The 13,970-nt window shown below is 61.6% G+C and carries 12 protein-coding genes and 5 tRNA genes; 15 read left to right on the forward strand and 2 right to left on the reverse strand.

The features are described from left to right. The first annotated feature begins 16 nt into the window (after positions 1-16). The 6 genes from KHO23_RS06595 (at position 17) to KHO23_RS06620 (ending at position 7,233) form a co-directional block, all read left to right on the forward strand. Complete coding sequence (locus KHO23_RS06595) at positions 17-361, forward strand: hypothetical protein (RefSeq protein ID WP_211610220.1); 345 nt, start codon at positions 17-19, stop codon at positions 359-361. Positions 362-647: 286 nt separating this feature from the next. Then, positions 648-2,615 carry an extracellular solute-binding protein gene (locus tag KHO23_RS06600; protein WP_211610221.1) on the forward strand — a complete coding sequence of 656 codons (1,968 nt, stop codon included), beginning with the start codon at positions 648-650 and terminating at the stop codon, positions 2,613-2,615. 40 nt (positions 2,616-2,655) lie between these two features. Then, positions 2,656-3,693, forward strand: a complete 1,038-nt coding sequence (locus KHO23_RS06605) for a microcin C ABC transporter permease YejB (protein WP_211610222.1) — start codon at positions 2,656-2,658, stop codon at positions 3,691-3,693. Then, positions 3,693-4,799, forward strand: coding sequence for an ABC transporter permease (locus KHO23_RS06610; RefSeq protein WP_211610223.1), 1,107 nt, complete (start codon positions 3,693-3,695; stop codon positions 4,797-4,799). Before KHO23_RS06605 ends, KHO23_RS06610 begins: the two co-directional genes overlap by 1 nt. Continuing rightward, entirely contained in the window at positions 4,796-6,430 is a 1,635-nt protein-coding gene (locus KHO23_RS06615; protein WP_211610224.1) for an ABC transporter ATP-binding protein, read from the forward strand. Before KHO23_RS06610 ends, KHO23_RS06615 begins: the two co-directional genes overlap by 4 nt. Before the next feature lie 137 nt (positions 6,431-6,567). Continuing rightward, positions 6,568-7,233: a C40 family peptidase gene (locus KHO23_RS06620; RefSeq protein ID WP_211610225.1), complete on the forward strand. Its 666-nt coding sequence runs from the start codon at positions 6,568-6,570 to the stop codon at positions 7,231-7,233. A 201-nt stretch (positions 7,234-7,434) separates the two neighbouring features. On the opposite strand, the gene KHO23_RS06625 is transcribed toward KHO23_RS06620, so the two are convergent. After that, a complete protein-coding gene (locus tag KHO23_RS06625) occupies positions 7,435-8,385 on the reverse strand; it encodes a patatin-like phospholipase family protein (RefSeq protein ID WP_211610226.1) in 951 nt (316 codons plus the stop codon). 424 nt (positions 8,386-8,809) lie between these two features. Between KHO23_RS06625 and gltX the strand changes: the two genes are divergently transcribed. The 7 genes from gltX (at position 8,810) to KHO23_RS06660 (ending at position 11,744) form a co-directional block, all read left to right on the forward strand. Next, positions 8,810-10,219, forward strand: a complete 1,410-nt coding sequence (gene gltX / locus KHO23_RS06630; RefSeq protein ID WP_211610227.1) for a glutamate--tRNA ligase — start codon at positions 8,810-8,812, stop codon at positions 10,217-10,219. Between the two features lie 122 nt (positions 10,220-10,341). Then, positions 10,342-10,417: transfer RNA gene (locus KHO23_RS06635), tRNA-Ala, on the forward strand. 165 nt (positions 10,418-10,582) lie between these two features. Next, positions 10,583-10,658 (forward strand) — tRNA-Glu (locus KHO23_RS06640). An 82-nt stretch (positions 10,659-10,740) separates the two neighbouring features. Beyond that, positions 10,741-10,817, forward strand: a tRNA-Asp gene (locus tag KHO23_RS06645). Between the two features lie 61 nt (positions 10,818-10,878). Beyond that, positions 10,879-10,954 (forward strand) — tRNA-Glu (locus KHO23_RS06650). A 95-nt stretch (positions 10,955-11,049) separates the two neighbouring features. Beyond that, positions 11,050-11,126 (forward strand) — tRNA-Asp (locus KHO23_RS06655). 153 nt (positions 11,127-11,279) lie between these two features. Beyond that, positions 11,280-11,744: a GNAT family N-acetyltransferase gene (locus KHO23_RS06660; RefSeq protein ID WP_172172694.1), complete on the forward strand. Its 465-nt coding sequence runs from the start codon at positions 11,280-11,282 to the stop codon at positions 11,742-11,744. A gap of 47 nt (positions 11,745-11,791) precedes the next feature. Here KHO23_RS06660 and KHO23_RS06665 read toward each other — a convergent pair whose 3' ends face one another. Continuing rightward, positions 11,792-12,661 (reverse strand): AraC family transcriptional regulator, encoded by an 870-nt coding sequence (locus tag KHO23_RS06665; protein ID WP_211610228.1) that lies wholly within the window; start codon positions 12,659-12,661, stop codon positions 11,792-11,794. Between the two features lie 220 nt (positions 12,662-12,881). Here KHO23_RS06665 and rraA point away from each other — a divergent pair, with 220 nt between their 5' ends. Next, positions 12,882-13,376, forward strand: coding sequence for a ribonuclease E activity regulator RraA (gene rraA, locus KHO23_RS06670; RefSeq protein ID WP_211610229.1), 495 nt, complete (start codon positions 12,882-12,884; stop codon positions 13,374-13,376). Between the two features lie 55 nt (positions 13,377-13,431). Continuing rightward, positions 13,432-13,833: a gamma-glutamylcyclotransferase family protein gene (locus KHO23_RS06675; protein ID WP_211610230.1), complete on the forward strand. Its 402-nt coding sequence runs from the start codon at positions 13,432-13,434 to the stop codon at positions 13,831-13,833. Positions 13,834-13,970: the final 137 nt, after the last annotated feature.

Below are 13,970 nucleotides of genomic sequence, written 5' to 3' on the forward strand. Positions count from 1 at the left end.
TTCAAAAGGGTGATCGATGAAGTCCGCACGTCTTGTTCCACTTCTGATCGGGGTTCTCGGGTTGGCTGTGTCGGGTGCTGCAATGGCCGGCGGGGTCAACATTGGCGTCAACATCGGCATTCCCGCGCCGGTCTACGTGGCCCCGGTTCCGGTCTATGCACCGCCACCGCCGCCGCCGCCCGTCATCTACCAACCGGCGCCGGTGTACTACGGCGGCCCGGCGATCGTGATCGGCTGGCACGGCGACCGCTACTGGGATGGCCGCCGCTACTGGGCGCGTGACGACTGGTATCGCCATCATCCCCCGGGCCGCTACGATTACGGCCGTGACCACTATGACAATCGTCGCGGCTGGCACTAAGCCGTCAAGCCACGGTCGATTCAGCAGTGGTGTCGAAAAACCGCCCCGGAACGGGCGGTTTTTTATTGCGCTCGCTAAACCGGCAGGCTGAGCTGAAAGCGCCGGGTCAACGCAGCAAGCACAATGCGACCATTGAGGTCCGCGCACCACGCATGCGAACGTCGTGCGAACCAGACGTGCGAACCAGACGTGCGAACCAGACGTGCGAACCAGACGTGCGGATTGCGCGGGTTTATTGGGTAGAATTCTCTCACATTGAATTTGCCCACTGACCAGCAAGGCCCCTATGACAATTGGCTCGCGATGGGTTCGAACGCCTCGTGCACTTCGGTGCAGCGTGATTCACAGGCTATCGCGTGTCGGTCTACCGGTTGTGCCGCGCTCCTGGCGCTCGGCGTGCGCGATCGCGCTGGGCGGCGTGTCCGCCCTGGCCGGTTTGCTCGTGGCGCCTGAAGCCCACGCCGTCTATGCGATCGCGCAATACGGCGAGCCGAAATATCCGGCCGATTTCAAGCACTTCGACTACGTCAACCCGGATGCGCCGAAGGGCGGCACGCTGGTGTTGGCCAATCCGAGCCGGCTGACGAGCTTCGATAAATTCAATCCGTTCACGTTGCGCGGCAATACCGCACCGGGCATCGATCTGCTGTTCGAAAGCCTGACCATCGGCAGCAGCGACGAAGCGGCCTCCGCCTATGGCCTGCTCGCCGATGACATTAGTATCGCGCCCGACGGCCTGTCGACCACCTTCCACATCAACCCGCGCGCGCGCTTTTCGAACGGCGATCCGGTTACCGCCGACGACGTCAAGTTTTCGCTCGACACGCTGAAGAGCCCGCAAGCCGCGCCGCAATTCGCGTCGATCTTCGGCGAGATCACGCGCGCGGTGGTGGTCGATCCGCACACGATCCGCTTCGAGTTTCATCAACGCAATCGCGAGTTGCCGCTGCTCGTGGGCAGCATGCCGGTGTTCTCGCACAAGTGGGGGATGAAGCCGGACGGCAGCCGGATTCCGTTCGACCAGCTGGCGTTCGAAAAGCCCATTGCCAGCGGACCTTACCTGATCGAACAGTACGACAACGGCCGCACGATCACCTTTCGGCGCGACCCGAATTACTGGGGCGCGGCGCTGCCGGTACGAGTCGGTATGAATAACTTCGATCGCATTGTCTATAAGCTGTATTCGGATAACGTCGCGCGATTGGAAGCATTCAAGGCGGGCGAATACGATGCGATGGTCGAATACGTCGCGCGCAATTGGGTGCGGCGCGACGTCGGCAAGAAGTTCGACAGCGACGAGTTGATCAAGCGCGAGTTTCCGCAGCATAACGGCACCGGCATGCAGGGCTTCATGCTCAATCTGCGCCGGCCGTTGTTCCAGGACGTACGGGTGCGCAAGGCGCTCGATCTCGCGCTCGACTTTCAGTGGCTGGACCGCCAGCTGTTCTTCAATCAGTACACCCGCATCGACAGCTTCTTCGCCAATACGGATTTGCAGGCGAAGGGTCTACCGACGCCTGGCGAGCTCGCGCTGCTCGAACCATGGCGCGCAAAACTCGATCCGGCGGTATTCGGTCCGCCGCCGAAGCAGCCGGACACGGATCCGCCGGGTTCGCTGCGCGCCAATCTGCTGCAGGCGCGTGCCTTGTTGCAGCAGGCAGGGTGGACCTATCGCGACAACGCGTTGCGTAACGCCAAGGGCGAGCCGTTCCAGTTCGAGATCCTCGACGATTCCGGTTCGGCCGCGCAAATGGAGCCGATTGTCGCGACGTTCATCCGCAATCTGCAGAAGCTCGGCATTACCGCCACGTTTCGTGTGTCCGATTTCGCCGTCTATCAAAAGCGTCTCGATGCGTTCGATTTCGACACGACCACCATCCGCATGCCGGACGTGCAGGTGCCAGGCTCGGAGGAGATCGACCGCTTCGGCAGCAAAGCCGCGGATACGCCAGGCTCGGACAACATGATCGGGCTGAAGTCGCCGGCCGTCGATGCGATTCTGAACGCGCTTGTGCATGCGCAGACGCGCGAGCAACTGATCGACGCGACACACGCGCTCGACCGCGTGCTGATGCATGGCTACTATGTGGTGCCGCATTGGTATAGCGCGACGCATCGCGTGGCGTTCAAACGCGGCCTTGCGTGGCCGAAGACCCTGCCTCTGTACTATGGGGCGGAAGGCTGGATCACGTCGATGTGGTGGTTTGCCCAGTCGCAGTCATCGCAGCCGCAGCCGCCAGCTCAATCGCGCTAAAGCGTCATTCACTCACCGCCTTCGCACCGGAAACGACGCCATGTGGAGCTACATTCTCAAACGCCTGCTGTTGATGATCCCGACCTTGCTCGGCGTGCTGACGCTGACCTTCGTCGTGATCCAGTTCGTTCCGGGCGGCCCGGTCGAACAGATGCAGCACGAACTGCGCAAAGGCGCGGAGAACGGCGCGCCGTTCGGTCTGCGCACGCATACCGGCGTCGACGCACAGCAGATCGCGCAACTGAAAGTGCTGTATGGCTTCGACAAACCGCCGCTCGAACGCTACGTCCTGATGCTCAAACGCTTCTCGACATTCGACCTTGGCCAGAGCTATTTCCGCCACCAGAGCGTGTGGTCGCTGATCGTCTCGAAGTTGCCGGTGTCGATCAGCATCGGCTTATGGACCTTCTTTCTGACGTACCTGATATCGGTGCCTCTGGGTATCGCCAAGGCAGTGCGCAACGGCTCGCGCTTCGATATTGCGACGAGTCTCGTCGTGCTGGTCGGCTATGCAATTCCGGGTTTCGTATTGGGCGTGCTGTTGCTGGTGCTGTTCGGTGGCGGCAGCTTCCTGCAGCTCTTCCCGCTGCGCAATCTCACTTCGGACAACTGGGCGCAATTGAGTATCGGCGGCAAGATCGTCGACTACCTGTGGCATATCACGCTGCCGATCACGGCCTCGGTGGTCGGCAGCTTCGCGGTCGTCACGATGCTGACGAAGAACGCATTCCTCGACGAAATCCGCAAGCAATACGTGCTGACCGCGCGTGCCAAAGGGTTGTCGGAAAAGCGCGTGCTGTGGAAGCACGTGTTTCGCAATGCGTTGCTGCCTTTGATCGTCGGTTTTCCCGCGGCATTTATCGGTGCGTTTTTCACCGGCAGTCTGCTGATCGAGACGCTGTTTTCACTCGACGGACTCGGCCTGCTGTCGTATGAATCCGTGGTGCGTCGCGACTATCCGGTGGTGCTCGGCACGCTGTATCTGTTCACGCTGATCGGCCTTGCGACCAAGCTGATTTCCGATCTCTGTTACGTGTGGGTCGATCCCCGCATCCAATTCGAACAACTGGAGCGCTGATGAATCGAGCCCGCCTTTCAGCCGATGCGGCGGCGCGCACCGAACCGGTTCGCGCGTTCGTGTCGCCAACGCCGGCGCGTCGCGTCTGGCAGCGTTTTCGCCAGCAGCGCCTTGGCTACTGGAGCCTGATCATATTCGTCGTTGCATTTGCAGCGAGCCTCGCCGGGCCGCTGTGGTCGAACGACAAGCCGCTTGTGGTGCGCTACGAGGGGCAGTTTTATTTTCCGATGTTCAAGACCTACGCGGAGACCACCTTCGGCGGTGACTTCCCGACGCCCGCCGATTACCTCGATCCGTATATCAAGCATCGTTTCGACACGCCGGGTAACTTCGCGGTGTATCCGCCGAACCGGTACTACTACGACACGCTGAATTACTTCTCGAAGGCACCAAACCCGGCGCCGCCGTCACGCGATAACTGGCTCGGCACCGACGACCGGGGGCGCGATCTCTTTGCGCGTCTTCTGTACGGTTTTCGCGTGTCGGTGGAATTCGGGCTGGTGCTGACCCTGATCGGTACCGTACTCGGGATTGCCGCGGGCGCCGTGCAGGGTTACTTCGGAGGACGTATCGATATCATCGGGCAGCGTCTGATTGAAATCTGGAGTGCCATGCCGGAGCTTTACCTGTTGATCATTTTCTCGTCGATCTTCGAGCCGGGGTTCATTCTGCTGATCGTGCTGCTCTCGTTGTTCGGCTGGATCGGCTTGTCCGATTACGTGCGCGCGGAGTTCCTTCGCAACCGTCACCAGGACTATGTGCGCGCGGCGCGGGCCATGGGGCTCTCGAACTGGCAGATCATGTGGCGGCACGTATTGCCCAACAGCTTGACGCCTGTGATCACGTTTCTGCCGTTCCGCATGAGCGGTGCGATTCTTGCGCTCACCAGTCTCGACTTTCTCGGCCTCGGCGTGCCGTCGCCGACGCCAAGCCTGGGCGAACTGCTTGCGCAAGGCAAAGCGAATCTCGACGCGTGGTGGATCTCGTTGTCCACGTTCGGCGTGCTGGTCGCGATGCTGTTGCTGCTGACGTTCATGGGCGATGCGCTGCGCAACGCGCTGGACACCCGCATTGCCGACGCCATGCGCGCGGGAGGCAACCAGTGAGCGCCACCGTGGAGAACAACGCAAAACACGGCACGACGCCGCCGCTGCTGGAGCTCGATCGTCTGCATGTGACCTTCGGCGATACGGTCGCGGTGAACGACGTGACGCTCGCGATCCAGCGCGGCGAGCGGGTCGCGCTGGTCGGCGAATCGGGCTCGGGCAAGAGTGTGACCGCGCTGTCGATTCTGCGTCTGTTGAGCGACGCGCAGGTGAGCGGCGCGATCCGTTTCGACGGCCAGGATCTGCTCGCCAAAAGCGAGCGTGAGATGCGCGGCATGCGCGGCTCGGACATCGCGATGATCTTCCAGGAGCCGATGACGGCCCTCAATCCGCTCTATACGGTCGGTGACCAGATTGCGGAGACGATCGTCGTGCATGACGGCGTGACGGCGAACGAAGCGCGTAAGCGCGCCGTGGCGTTGCTGGGGCGCACCGGCATCGCCGAGCCCGGCAAGCGCGTGAACAGCTATCCGCATCAGCTCTCGGGCGGTCAGCGGCAGCGCGCGATGATCGCGATGGCGCTTGCGTGCCGCCCACGCCTGCTGCTGGCCGATGAGCCGACAACGGCGCTCGACGTGACGATCCGCGCGCAGATCGTCGACCTGCTGCTCGAACTGCAGCGCGACGAAGCCGAGAAACGCGGCATGGCTGTGCTGCTGATCACACACGACCTGAATCTGGTGCGCCATTTCGCGCAACGCATCGCGGTGATGGAGGAGGGCGTACTCGTGGAGAGCGGGACGGTCGAGCAGGTGTTCGAGTCGCCGCAGCATCCGTACACGCAACGACTGCTGGCGAGCCGTCCGCAACGCACGGTGGTCCCCGTGCTGCCGATTTCACCCGTGCTGCTCGAAGCGCGCGATGTCTCGGTCGATTTCAAAACGAAACTGCCGGGCTGGAGCGGCTGGTTCCGCTCAGGGCACTTTCGCGCGGTCGCCGAGGCGAACGTGTCGGTGCGCCAAGGCGAGACGCTGGGGATCGTCGGCGAATCGGGTTCGGGCAAATCGACACTGGCGATGGCGCTGCTCGGTCTGCAACGCACCGCGCACGGCGAGATCGAGTTTCAGGGCAGGGCGCTCGGCAGCTATCGCGGCACCGAACAGACCGCCTTGCGATCGAATATGCAAGTTGTCTTTCAGGATCCGTTCAGTTCGCTTTCGCCGCGTCAGACTATCGAGCGGATCGTGGGCGAAGGGCTCGCGCTGCATCGGCCGCAAATGAGCCAGGAGGCGCGACGCGACAAGGTGGTGTCGGTTCTGCGCGAAGTCGGTTTGGACCGCACGGTGTTGTACCGCTATCCGCATGAGTTTTCCGGCGGCCAGCGCCAGCGGATCGCGATCGCGCGGGCGCTGGTGCTGGAGCCGCGCATCCTGATCCTCGACGAACCGACCAGTGCGCTCGATGTGTCGATCCAGCAGCAGGTGCTGAAACTGCTTGCCGGGTTGCAACAGAAGTACAACCTCGGCTTCGTTTTCATCAGTCATGATCTGGCCGTGATCGGGGCAATGGCGCATCGTGTCGCAGTGATGCAAAACGGTTCAATCGTCGAAAGCGGGGACGTTGAGCAGATTTTTGCGACACCGGCGCACCCTTACACCCGAAAGCTGCTGAAAGCGGCGCTTGACTACTGATTTTGCACTCTTTCACCAATTGGGTGCGTGTCTCGATTGTATTTTTCTATTTGTTTTGACACACGAATACTTACTGGCTAGTATCGACCAAACTTTTTTCCGTAGCCCACTGATTTTTAGGCAAAGAATACCGACCAATGCAGCACAGAAACCTAACCCAGGCTTGCACGCGCGTCGTCGCCGGGATGTTCATTGGCGTCTTGATGGCAGCAGCTCCCGGCGCGTTCGCCGACGAAGTAAGCGGTTTTAATCAGAATGCCTCATATTCGACCCCCAGCGGGTCGAATTCTTTGTCCCCCCTCAATTCGCAATCGGCCGCTCCTGGCAGCGACGGCGGCGCCAAATCGTTCCTCTCCGGCATGGCCGGTAAAGCGGGCGACGTGGTGGTCGGCGCGCTGAACATGATCGGCGTTCGCTACCGTTGGGGTGGTAACACACCCGATTCGGGGCTCGATTGCAGCGGCTTCGTTCGCTACGTGTTCCAGGACACGCTCGGAATGGCGCTGCCGCGCCGCGCTGAGGAAATGAGCCGTGTCGGCGAGAAGGTGCGCGTCAGCGACCTGAAGCCGGGCGATCTGGTGTTCTTCAATACGATGCGCCGTACGTTCTCGCACGTCGGCATCTACATCGGCGACAACAAGTTCGTGCATTCGCCTTCCACGGGCAGCACGATCCGCGTCGACGACATGGATAGCGGCTATTGGGAAAAGCGTTTCACGGGCGCACGCCGGATCGAGACGTCGTATCAGGATGGTGAAGATCTGCGCAAGCGCGTGAATGCTTCGATTGGCGGTAATCAGTAACTGATTCAGCCCGCACCGGTAGTTGGGGTGTGAAAAAAAGCCTGCTTCGTTCGAAGCAGGCTTTTTGCGTTTGAGCGTTTGGCCGATGTGTCGCGGATTGTCGTTGCGGGATCCCGGACTTTATCGGCGTTGCGTGCGTGCGTGCGTGCGTGACGGCGGGCGCAGCGCGCCGGTCGGTGCAACCGGCGCCCTCCCGACGGGTTAAACCGCGGCGCGGCTTGCGGCCAGCTTGCGCTGCAGCTCCGGCATCATCTTCGCCACCGCTTCTTCCCCGGCCAGGATCGCCGCGTTGCGCTGGGAGAAATCGCTGCCGCTCATGGCGGCCAGATTCGGCCGGATCACAATGTCGGCGTACTTCTCGAGTTCGTAGGCCTTGATCGTCTGGCCCATGATCGTGAACGTCTGCATGAGCACATCGAACGAACTGGCGGTGAGGCCGCTTTCCGGGCGCTGCGAGATGTCAACGGCGATCACGAAATCCGCGCCCATCTTGCGCGCAAACGAGGCGGGCACCGGACTCACCAGACCGCCGTCCACATATTCGTGGCCGCCAATTTTCACCGGTTCGAAAATCGACGGCACGCTGCACGATGCGCGCACCGCAATGCCGGTGTTGCCGCGCTGGAACAGGATGGGCTGGCCGGTTTTCAGGTCGGTGGCGACCACGCCGAGCGGCTTGACCATTTTCTCGATCGGACGGTTGTTGAGGGTCGTATTCAGGTAGTTCTGCAGCGCAACGCCTTGCAGAAAGCCGCGCGTGCGAAACGGCATGGCCCAGTCGCTGATCGAGGCTTCGTCCATGGTCAGCGCGAGCTTGTTCAGCGCAAAGCCGTTCATCCCCGACGCGTACAGCGCACCGACCACCGAACCCGCGCTTGTGCCGGCCACCAGGTCGACCTGGATATTGCGTGCCTCCAGCGCCTTGATCACGCCGATGTGCGCGAAGCCGCGAGCGGCGCCGCCGCCTAGCGCGAGCCCGACGCGGATCGGCCGCTGCGGCTTATCAAGCGGCGGCGTGTTGACCGGGGGCGTGGCGGCAACCGGCGTGCTGTCGGTTTTGCTGGCACCGGTCGTGGTGCAGGCGGCCAGCACCGCGGAGGCGGCCGCCAATGAGAAGTTGCGGCGGGCGAGGCGAGGGGATGACGGTTTCAACGGGTTCTCCAGCAGCGGCAGCGGCGGCGCAATCGGTGCAAATCGGCGCGACCTGTGCCGCGATCAGGCGGATAGTCAAACGGGTAGGACCGCCAGCGGCGATTCCAAGCGCTGTGGTTCTATCCCCACCCGCAGCGCGCGCACATCATAAATCAAAGCTCCGGGCGCGCGTCGGCGTGGTAATGAAACGTTGCAGAGGAAACGCTCGGGCCTCCTGAGGCGCGCTTCTCGCGCGTCTTGTCCACTGTGATTGGCCATTCGGACGAGGGCGGGCAACACGGGTTCGGAAGGTATAATTCGGCTCTCATATTTATTTCCCTCGTGTCCGTGCAAGGCGTTGTCTGCCGCACGGGCGCGGTCCGCTGCCGCGCTTCACTGGCAATGTTCGCCACGGCGCCGGCGCCTGTCTTCCGAGTAACCGCTAATGACCACCTCTGTCCGTACCCGTTTCGCACCGAGTCCCACCGGCTTCATCCACCTCGGCAACATTCGCTCCGCGCTTTATCCGTGGGCGTTCGCGCGCAAGATGAAAGGGACCTTCGTGCTGCGGATCGAGGACACCGACGTCGAGCGTTCCACGTCTGAATCCGTCGACGCCATTCTCGAAGGCATGGCGTGGCTCGGCCTCGATGTCGACGAAGGCCCGTTCTACCAGATGCAGCGCATGGACCGTTACCGCGAAGTGCTCGGGCAGATGCAGGACGCGGGGCTCGTGTACCCGTGCTATATGTCGACGGAAGAACTGGACGCACTGCGCGAGCGTCAACGCGAGGCCGGCGAAAAGCCGCGCTATGACGGCACGTGGCGCCCGGAACCGGGCAAGGTTCTGCCTGAGCCGCCGGCGGGCGTGCAGCCCGTTCTGCGCTTTCGCAATCCGCTCACGGGTGTCGTCGCATGGGACGACGCCGTGAAAGGCCGCATCGAAATTTCGAACGAAGAGCTCGACGATCTCGTGATCGCGCGCCCGGACGGTACGCCGACCTACAACTTCTGCGTGGTGGTCGACGACCTGGATATGCGCATTACCCACGTGATTCGCGGCGACGATCACGTGAACAACACGCCGCGTCAGATCAACATTCTGCGTGCGCTCGGCGCCGAGCCGCCGGTGTATGCCCACCTGCCGACCGTGCTGAACGAGCAGGGCGAGAAGATGAGCAAGCGTCACGGCGCAATGAGTGTGATGGGTTATCGCGACGCCGGCTTTCTGCCGGAAGCGGTGGTCAACTATCTGGCGCGTCTGGGCTGGTCGCATGGCGATGCGGAAATTTTCACGCGTGAGCAGTTCGTCGAATGGTTCGATCTGGAGCATCTGGGCAAGTCGCCGGCCCAGTACGACCACGACAAGCTGAACTGGCTCAACGCGCACTACATCAAGGAAGCGGACAACACGCGCCTCGCGGAGCTCGCCCTGCCTTTCTTCGCTGAACTGGGTATCGACGAAGCCGCCATCGCGCAAGGCGCCGATCTGACGTCGGTGGTGGGCTTGCTGAAGGACCGCGCGTCGACGGTGAAGGAAATCGCCGAAAACGCTGCGATGTTCTATCGCACGCCGGCCCCGGAAGCCGAGGCGCTCGCGCAGCACGTCACGGATATTGTGCGTCCGGCGCTGGCCGATCTGGCTGCAGCGCTCAGGACGGTGGAGTGGACCAAGGAAGCGATCGCCGCGACATTGAAGGCAACGCTCGGCGCGCACAAGCTGAAGATGCCGCAACTGGCTATGCCGGTTCGTCTGCTGGTGGCGGGCACTACGCATACGCCGTCGATCGACAGCGTGCTGATGCTGTTTGGCCGCGATGTCGTCGTGAGCCGTATTGAAAAAGTGCTGGCCTGAGCACGTTCGCGCTTGTATTGAGAGGGATTGCATGCGACTTGCGAAAAAAGTCGCATGCAATTGCTCAAAGGGTATTTACAAAGCGCAAATTGGCCTCTAGAATCTCGTTTCTGTTCTGCAAGGGGGGTATAGCTCAGCTGGGAGAGCGCTTGCATGGCATGCAAGAGGTCAGCGGTTCGATCCCGCTTACCTCCACCATCAGAGCAGAGTGAAGTGGTTCCGAAGTCTGGAGCTTGTAGCAAAAAAGACTTCACAAACGGCTGTAACGTAGTTAGAATATCGGTCTTTGCTGCTGACGAAACAAACTTAGCGGAAAGTTAAGCTAAGTTAGCAGCAAGATAAAGACAGATCTGAAAAGATTATGTCCCCTTCGTCTAGAGGCCTAGGACATCACCCTTTCACGGTGAGTACAGGGGTTCGAATCCCCTAGGGGACGCCAAATATCAGCGTCGCTTGAAAGTCATAAAGCAGCGCAGCTTGCAGAGAAAAAACCAACGCTCGCAAGTCATGATAGGCAAACTGGAGTGGTAGTTCAGTTGGTTAGAATACCGGCCTGTCACGCCGGGGGTCGCGGGTTCGAGTCCCGTCCACTCCGCCAGACAAAGCCCGTTCATACAAACCTGAACGGGCTTTTTCATTAAAGGTGTAAGCAGTACGTTGTCCCCTTCGTCTAGAGGCCTAGGACATCACCCTTTCACGGTGAGTACAGGGGTTCGAATCCCCTAGGGGACGCCAGAACATCGGCGTCGCTCAGTGAGCACGATGAGTTAGTAGCATGAGCGGTGCAGTTGGCGAATGAGCAGAGCTCACAAGCCGCGTTGCAAAAATCTGGAGCGGTAGTTCAGTTGGTTAGAATACCGGCCTGTCACGCCGGGGGTCGCGGGTTCGAGTCCCGTCCGCTCCGCCAGATTTTAAGAAGCCCACTTCGAAAGAAGTGGGCTTTTTTTATTTCCGCAGCCGGTCCGCCTGGGTAGCGTCCGGGTATGCTCGGGACAAACAGCCATTGCCAGCGCGCGCGGCCTGTTTTACCGTTGACCCGACCCATCTTCGCCGTTCCACCATGTTCGATCCAACCGAAGCTCCGTCACCGTTTCATCTGCGCCGCGCCAGCATGGACGATTTCGAGTTCGCCGAGGCGCTGACTCGCAACAACATGGGCGGCTACTATCGCCGGCATCATCTGGTCTGGCGTGGCGATCTGTTTCTCGGCAGCTGGCGCGAGTCGGAAAATTTCATTCTCGAAGTGGACGGCGAGCCGATCGGCGTGCTACGCATCACCCAGGAAGGCGATTCGCTGCATATCCGCGACGTGCAGATTGCCGAAGGGCATCGGCGGCTTGGCGCCGGCACGTATCTGCTCGACATGTCGCATCAGTGGGCGCGCGAGCGCGGGTTGCACGAATTGCAGCTGCGCGTGTTCGTCGACAATCCTGCCGCGCGGCTATATCAGCGCAAGGGGTACAAGCTGACCGGGCCGCGTCTGGCCCAGCTAGGGGCGATTCGCCATCTGGCACGGCGCGTCTGACACGCTGCGGCTAGCGGTTACGCTTCAGCCTTCAGGCCCTTGCGCTGTCACTTTTGGGCGGTCTCTTCGTCCGCCTCTGTATCACTCCGATCCCCGTTCTCCACACGATGTTCAGAGCCGCGCTCGATGAACGCACGCGGACTTTCGCCGAAAGCCCGCCGGAACATCGCCGAGAACGCACTCTGACTTTGATAACCCAGTTCTTGCGCGACATGTGAAAGCGGCCGCCCCTGACTCAATAGCGGAATGGCGCGCGCGAGAATGGCCTGCTGACGCCATTGCGAAAAGCTCACGCCCAACTCCTGACGAAACAGCCGCGCAATCGTGCGCGTACTCGCACCGACGCTCGATGCCCATTGCTCGAGCGAATCGCCGTGCGTCGGGTCCGCGATCACGGCCTCGCACAACGCGCGCAAACGCTTCTCGTTGGGCATCGGCACGGACAGCGGTAGCGGCTCCGAGCGCGTCAATTCGTCGAGCGCAAGCGCGCCCAGCAATTGTTCGCGCGTCGATGAGATGCCCGGCGTATCGAGCGCGGCGATGACTTCGCGCAGCAGATCCGACACCTCGACCACGCGCGGCGTATCCAGTCCTGCCGGGACGGTGCTTTCGGTAATGTAGAGCGTGCGTAGAAATGCATCTTCGACGGCGACCACTTCGTGTGTCACGTGCGGCGGCACCCAGATCGCCCGGGACGGCGGCACCATCCACGTCGTGCCGGTCGTCGCGACTCGCAGCACGCCGCGCGACGCATAGGCCACCTGGGCCCACGCATGCGTGTGCCGCGCGATACGCCAGCCCGACGGTATCGGCCGCGAGCGCACGCGAATCGGGTGCGATTGCGTCGGCTGGAATTCGGGCGGGATGTCGACGAAGCGGGTCTCGCTCGACGGGTCTGAGTCAGCGGACGAATTCATGTTGAAGATCGATCCAATGGATGAAACCCAAAAACGCAGCGCGTGGAAACACGGGACCCATGAGCATGAGGCGCTTAAACACGGCGCCTTCAGGCGTGGACCTCGGGAACGCGGACCCGACGGTGCGGACCCAAAACCACCGCGGGTTTCTCATTGTAGGTGTTACATCGGAATCAACGTTGCATAATGTCCCGATTACACCGACACCGAGGAGACCCCCATGAGCTTTGCAACCGCAGACTTGTGCGATGCACACGAGGACCAACTGGCGCTGGGCACGCTGCGTGTACTCGAGCCGGTCTTTCATCTCTTCAGTCGCGCCGAGTGTTTCAGCGGTGAGGCGGTCACGCTAAAGGTGTTCGAAGACAACGCGCTCGTGCGCGCTACGCTCGAGGAGAAGGGCGCGGGCCGAGTGCTGGTGGTTGATGGCGGTGGCAGCCTGCGTTGTGCGCTGGTAGGCGGCAATCTCGCGCAAATCGCCGAGCAGAACGGCTGGGCGGGCATCGTGCTGAACGGCTGCGTGCGCGATACGCTGGAGCTCAATGAAATCAATGTCGGCGTCGCGGCGTTGGCGACCTGCCCGCGGCGTGGCCAGAAGCTTGGCACGGGTGAGCGCGGCGTGCCGGTGCAATTGCCGGGCGCAATCGTACGTCCGGGCGAATGGATCTATGCGGATATCGACGGCGTGCTGGTGGCGAGCGCGCCGCTGAACTGAACCCCCGGCAACAGCCGGGGCAAGCCGGACCCATCATCAAGGAGAGCAAACGACGATGCAGACTGTTTTCGTATACGGCACGTTGCGTGCCGGTGAAGTGAACGACCTCAGAGAGGCTGCGGCCCGCAACGACATTGGCGCGCCGAATCTGCTCGGCACGGCCACGGTGCGCGGCCATCTATTCGACTTCGGCTTATATCCGGGCCTGGTGGTCGACGAAGCGGGCGTGGACGTCACAGGCGACGTCTACGAAATCGACGATGAACTGATTACGGTGCTCGACGAAATCGAAGCGGTGTATCCCGGCGTCGAAGATCGTTTCCTCGCGCGAGAAGTGATGGTGAAAGTAGACGGTAACGTTGTGAACTGCCGCTTCTATCCCGTCACGCCCAACGCGGTGAAGGGGCTCCCGGAAATCAGGTCGGGCGATTGGGTCGAGTATCGCAGCACGCGCTGAGAGGTCGATAACTGTCCCAAGGCGAGCGCACCACGAGTCCACGGCGGAAGCACCATGAACGCATCACTCGACCGTCGCGAGCGCATAAAAAAACGGCCCGGCAGGCATGCGCCTGTCGGGCCGTCCGGTCGGTCAGC

The organism is Paraburkholderia haematera, assembly GCF_905220975.1.
In the GTDB taxonomy this organism is placed as follows: Bacteria; Pseudomonadota; Gammaproteobacteria; order Burkholderiales; family Burkholderiaceae; genus Paraburkholderia; species Paraburkholderia haematera.

What these genes read in the sequence shown, in the direction of transcription:
- KHO23_RS06660 (WP_172172694.1), top strand. Translation starts at nt 11,280, where the DNA reads ATGTTCGATCCAACCGAAGCTCCGTCACCGTTTCATCTGCGCCGCGCC.
- KHO23_RS06600 (WP_211610221.1), top strand. Translation starts at nt 648, where the DNA reads ATGACAATTGGCTCGCGATGGGTTCGAACGCCTCGTGCACTTCGGTGC.
- KHO23_RS06675 (WP_211610230.1), top strand. Translation starts at nt 13,432, where the DNA reads ATGCAGACTGTTTTCGTATACGGCACGTTGCGTGCCGGTGAAGTGAAC.
- gltX (WP_211610227.1), top strand. Translation starts at nt 8,810, where the DNA reads ATGACCACCTCTGTCCGTACCCGTTTCGCACCGAGTCCCACCGGCTTC.
- KHO23_RS06665 (WP_211610228.1), bottom strand. Translation starts at nt 12,661, where the DNA reads ATGAATTCGTCCGCTGACTCAGACCCGTCGAGCGAGACCCGCTTCGTC.
- KHO23_RS06595 (WP_211610220.1), top strand. Translation starts at nt 17, where the DNA reads ATGAAGTCCGCACGTCTTGTTCCACTTCTGATCGGGGTTCTCGGGTTG.
- KHO23_RS06610 (WP_211610223.1), top strand. Translation starts at nt 3,693, where the DNA reads ATGAATCGAGCCCGCCTTTCAGCCGATGCGGCGGCGCGCACCGAACCG.
- KHO23_RS06605 (WP_211610222.1), top strand. Translation starts at nt 2,656, where the DNA reads ATGTGGAGCTACATTCTCAAACGCCTGCTGTTGATGATCCCGACCTTG.
- KHO23_RS06620 (WP_211610225.1), top strand. Translation starts at nt 6,568, where the DNA reads ATGCAGCACAGAAACCTAACCCAGGCTTGCACGCGCGTCGTCGCCGGG.
- rraA (WP_211610229.1), top strand. Translation starts at nt 12,882, where the DNA reads ATGAGCTTTGCAACCGCAGACTTGTGCGATGCACACGAGGACCAACTG.